Raw genomic sequence first — 5,000 nt, forward strand, 5'->3', positions numbered from 1 at the left:
GCTAAAGAAAAAGAGATTTTAGAAAATGAAAAAGAGTTGAATAATAAGATTTCTACTTTAAAATCAAATATAAAAAATAGTTCATCTAATATAACTCAAAAAGAAACTGATTTAAATAAGATTAAAGAAAAATTAACTTTATATGAAAAAGAGATTTTAGAGGAGAGAGAAAATATATCTTTACTTAAACTTGAAAGCGACTCTTTAGATTTTATTAACAGTCGAAAAACTCTGTTAGAAAATATGGATAAAGAGTATCGTGAGGTTTCTAATAAAAAAGAGAGTTTAGATATCTCTCTTAGAAAAGTACGAGACAACATCTTTAAAGATTTTAACACAGTTCAAACTCTTTCTCTTGAAGTAATTAGTTTAGAAGAAAAAAATAATCATTTAAAAGATAGCTATAATGATAAAAAAGAGTGGTTGAAAATAGAAGCTACTAAAAATGGATTTTTATCCATTGAAGATATATTGAATCATATCTTAGAAGATAATAAAATAAATGTATTAAAAGATAAAATATCATCACATGAAAAAGATAACATAAGATATCAAAGTTTAAAAGACGAGGTAGTAAACTCTATTAATAATAGAGTCTTTAATAAAGATAGATGGAGCGAATTAGAAGAAAAGCTGGAAACTCTAACAACTCAAGAGCAAAATCTTTTTAAAGAGATTACAGAGCATAAAAGTGATTTAAACAGACTTGAACAATTAGCCTTAGAGTCTAAAGAGCTTTTTGAAAAAATAAATAAACTTACCTTAAAACAAGATGATATTATCACTCTTCAGAAAAAATTCGAAGGAAGAAAATTTGTAAAGTTTCTAGCTAGAAAAAAATTGGATTATATAGCTTATGAAGCATCTAAAAGATTGCAAAAAATTACAAGAGGTCGATATATTTTAACAGTTGATAATAATTGTGATTTTAATATTGTAGATGCTTTTAATAGTAATTTTACTAGAGAGTGTTCAACTCTTTCAGGAGGAGAAACATTTATCGTATCTCTTGTGTTAGCATTAGCTTTATCAAGTCAACTACAACTAAAGGGTAAAATACAACTTGAATTTTTCTTTTTAGATGAAGGGTTTGGAACCTTAGATGCTACTCTTCTCGATCGAGTCATTGAAATTCTAGAAGAGATTAGATGGAAAGATGCAATGAAAATAGGAATTATAAGTCACGTTGAAGATTTAAAAATTAGAATTCCTAGAAGATTAGAAGTAACTCCAGCAGTTCCTGGAGAATCAGGTAGTATAATAAAATTAATATAAAAATGAATGTGAGGTTTTAATGAGAACAATTGGAGTATTTGATTCTGGAGTAGGGGGAGTTTCAGTATTAAAAGAGGTTATAAAAGAGTTTCCCTATGATAATATCATCTATTTTGGAGATAGTTTACATGCTCCTTATGGAGATAGAGAGATTGAAGAGATTCGTGCGCTCTGTCTAAAAGTCTCAGACTTCTTAGTTTATGAAAAAAAAGTTGATGCCATCGTTATAGCTTGTAATACAGCTACTGGAGCTGCTATGCATATAATGAAGGAAAGATATCATGTTCCTGTGGTTGGAGTGGTAGATAATGGTGTTAAAGAGGGTATAAGAATAACTAAAAATAAAAACATAGGAGTTATTGCTACTCCTGCCACAATAAAAATGGATATCTACTTAAAAGAGTTTCATCGAATTGATAAAAATTTAAATATCTACCAAGTAAAATGTCCACTTTTTGTAGGAATGATTGAGAAGGGATGGATTGATAATGAGGAAAGTAGTATGCTAATAAAAAGCTATTTAAATAATTTACCTCAAAATGTTGATACCCTTATTTTAGGTTGTACTCATTATCCATTAATTGAAAAATATATAAAAAGACATTTCATTGGAAACATTGTAGATCCAGCTAAAGAAACTGCAAAATCTTTAAAAATGATTATAGGTGATGGAATATATACTCAAAAAACATTTACAAAATTTTTTGTTAGTGGCGATTCTCAAAAGTTTAAAGAGGTTGCTCAAGAATTTTTAGGAACTACCATTGATGAAGTTGAAAAAATTATCTTATAGGGGAGGAGTTTATGAAAAGAATTCATCTGTTTTTATTTCTTATTTTTACAATGAGTGTTGCTATTTTTTCGGCAACAATTAATATAGCACAAGAGGGAGACCCTAGAACATTTGATCCTCACTTTGGAAACGATGGATTTTCTTTGCGAATAAATCGTTTACTATATTCAAGACTTTTAGAAAAAAATTCTAATATGGAAACTGTTTTAGGAGTAGCTAAAAGCTATAAATTTATAGATAATAAAACTATTGATTTTACTTTAAAGGATAATGTTTTTTTTCAAAATGGAGAAAACTTAACTTCTGAAGATGTTAAGTTTTCTTTTGAAAGAATGAAAAAATCTCCTAGAATTGCAGGAGTATTACCTCCTATTAAAGAGATTATTATAAAGGATAAATATAATTTTCAAATGATTTTGGAAAAACCATTCTCATCAATTATAGACCAACTTACACATCCTGCGTTAAGCATTGTAAGTAAAAATTATCTAATAAAAAATCCAGATATTTTAGTTGAACGACCTATGGGAAGTGGTAAATATATTTTAGAAAGTTGGGCTCCAGGAGAGGGACTAGTGCTTGAACGGTTTGAAAACTATTTTGATACTAAGCCGGCTTATGAAAAAATAAATATAAGAACAATACCTTTAGCAACAAATAGAACTATAGCTCTTGAAACAGGAGAAGCTGATATAGCCTTTTCTTTACCACCTCAAGATGAAAAAACTATTAATAATAATAAAAATTTAAAATTTATCTCTAAACCCTCATATTCATATACATATATGGGGTTGAATTTAAAAAAAGATATTTTTCAAGACTCTAATATAAGAAGAGGTATAAACTTAGCTATTGATAAAGATGCTATCTTAGAAGTAGTTTTAAATGGAGAGGGAAAAATTGCAAACTCTCCAGTTGCTGAAGGAGTAAAAGGGCACAATTCAAATTTAAACAATTTAGGATATGATAAAAATGAAGCTTCAAAACTTTTAACACCCTTAAAAGATAAAACTCTTACTTTAGCTACAATGAGTAATAATATAGATATTCAAACTGCTGAAATTATCTCTGGATATTTAAATGATATTGGAGTTAATGTTCAAATAACGGTTTTAGAACCCAGTATTTATTGGGTTAAAACCAACAGTGGAGAATTTGATATGTTTATCGGGTCTTGGGGAAGTGTCACTGGTGATTCTGACTATGCTCTTTATCCAACTCATCACTCAAGCGCTTTTGGAGCTCCAGGAAATCGTACATTTTTTAGTAACGAAAATGTAGATAAACTTTTAGAAGAAGCTCGAAGTACTTTAGATCAAAATAAAAGAGAAAAAATTTATCAACAAATTCAAGAAATTATTGTGAGTAATAACAGTGAAGTAATGCTATTTTATAGAGATTTAAATGGTGCACTTAATAAAAAAATACAAGGCTTTGAGATGTATCCTATCCCAATACATGATTATTCTTTAGGAACTATTCATTAGACTGATGATTCAAATTAAAGGAAAGCATTTGACTTTATGGTATCTATGAGGTAATACATATGGTAATTAAGATAATAGAAGGGGTTGATACCATGATTATAGCTTATGAAAAATTAACTAACTCGTACAGAAATATTGTTAAGGAAAATCTATTCCATATTGGAGAGGGACTTATTCTAGATAGAGAGAATAATGTTTTGCATAGATTTAATAATATCAATGATATTACCTTAGATACTTTAAAGACACTTAATAAGCTTAAAGAGGAGATTGTTATAGTATATCCTTGCAATTTAAGAGATAGAAAAACAACTCTAGATGTCTGTGTAGAATCTTATGTAATTAGACATTATAACTTAGAAACTATATTTGATGCGATTCATGGCTGTCAGTGCACAAAGAGAAACATCAAGCTTTTATGGAATGTGGATTTAAGACATTGTAATGTTTTCTTTTAAAAAATACAGTTAGATTACATTTTGATCCACAAAAAATCTTTTTTTACACAATTTAGCGTAGTGTGACTTAAATCACACTACGTTTTTTTATTTTTAATATAAAATGCTAGTATATCATTTAATTGAGGAGGAATATATGTTTTTTGAGGCAGTTGAAAAAGTTGCAAATGCAGGTGTTAGTAAATCTAATTTTTTAAAAAATAGTTTTGGAAAATACTTTGTGCTATCAACTTTTGCTGGATTTTTTGTTGGATTAGGAATTTTATTAATTTTCTCTATTGGTGGATTAGCAGCACCAGTTATTGGACCTTTAGGTGCTAGAACACTTATGGGAGCTTGCTTTGGAGTAGCACTGAGTTTAGTTATTATGTGTGGTAGTGAACTTTTTACAGGAAATAACTTTGTTATGACAATATCTACACTATCTAAAAAAACAACTTGGGCTGATACTATTAAACTTTGGGTTGTATGTTATTTTGGAAACTTAGCTGGATCAATTTTATGTGGATACTTATTCTCTTTAACAAATTTAACTGTTCACTTTGTGCCTGGTGCTGAAAGTGTGGGTAAATTTATGGGAACTATAGCTACATTGAAAGCTACAGCACCTTTCTGGGATCTTTTTTATAGAGGAATACTTTGTAATATACTTGTTTGTTTAGCTGTTTGGTGTTCTATAAAAATGACATCTGAATCAGGAAAATTAATTATGATTTGGTGGTGTCTATTTGCATTCATAACTGTTGGTTTAGAGCATAGTATTGCAAACATGACTCTTTTTTCTGCGTTAATGTTTAAAGAACCTCAATTCTTTATGGGAATGATTGTTAACTTAATCCCAGTTACTTTAGGAAATATGCTAGGTGGAATTGGATTAGGAGCTGCGTATTATTACGTATCTAAAAAAGATTAATATAAATTTTTATTAAATCCTTTAGGAGTTTACTCTAAAGGATTTTTTATTTCATTAATAAATGTAAACAGAAG

At 28.6% G+C, this 5,000-nt stretch carries 5 protein-coding genes; all 5 read left to right on the forward strand.

Features of this window, described 5'->3' with window-relative positions; translation table 11 throughout:
- The coding region (locus Q0V08_RS10615; protein WP_297434607.1) for an SbcC/MukB-like Walker B domain-containing protein at nucleotides 1-1,275 on the forward strand (1,275 nt) is incomplete at its 5' end.
- A gap of 19 nt (nucleotides 1,276-1,294) precedes the next feature.
- Nucleotides 1,295-2,068, forward strand: a complete 774-nt coding sequence (murI, locus tag Q0V08_RS10620; RefSeq protein ID WP_297434609.1) for a glutamate racemase — start codon at nucleotides 1,295-1,297, stop codon at nucleotides 2,066-2,068.
- A gap of 11 nt (nucleotides 2,069-2,079) precedes the next feature.
- Complete coding sequence (locus tag Q0V08_RS10625) at nucleotides 2,080-3,555, forward strand: ABC transporter substrate-binding protein (protein ID WP_297434611.1); 1,476 nt, start codon at nucleotides 2,080-2,082, stop codon at nucleotides 3,553-3,555.
- A 59-nt stretch (nucleotides 3,556-3,614) separates the two neighbouring features.
- Nucleotides 3,615-4,013 (forward strand): hypothetical protein, encoded by a 399-nt coding sequence (locus Q0V08_RS10630; protein WP_297434613.1) that lies wholly within the window; start codon nucleotides 3,615-3,617, stop codon nucleotides 4,011-4,013.
- Between the two features lie 136 nt (nucleotides 4,014-4,149).
- Nucleotides 4,150-4,926, forward strand: coding sequence for a formate/nitrite transporter family protein (locus Q0V08_RS10635; protein WP_297434615.1), 777 nt, complete (start codon nucleotides 4,150-4,152; stop codon nucleotides 4,924-4,926).
- Nucleotides 4,927-5,000 lie beyond the last annotated feature (74 nt).

The sequence above is a fragment of the uncultured Cetobacterium sp. genome (assembly GCF_947038635.1).
Taxonomy (GTDB): Bacteria; Fusobacteriota; Fusobacteriia; order Fusobacteriales; family Fusobacteriaceae; genus Cetobacterium_A.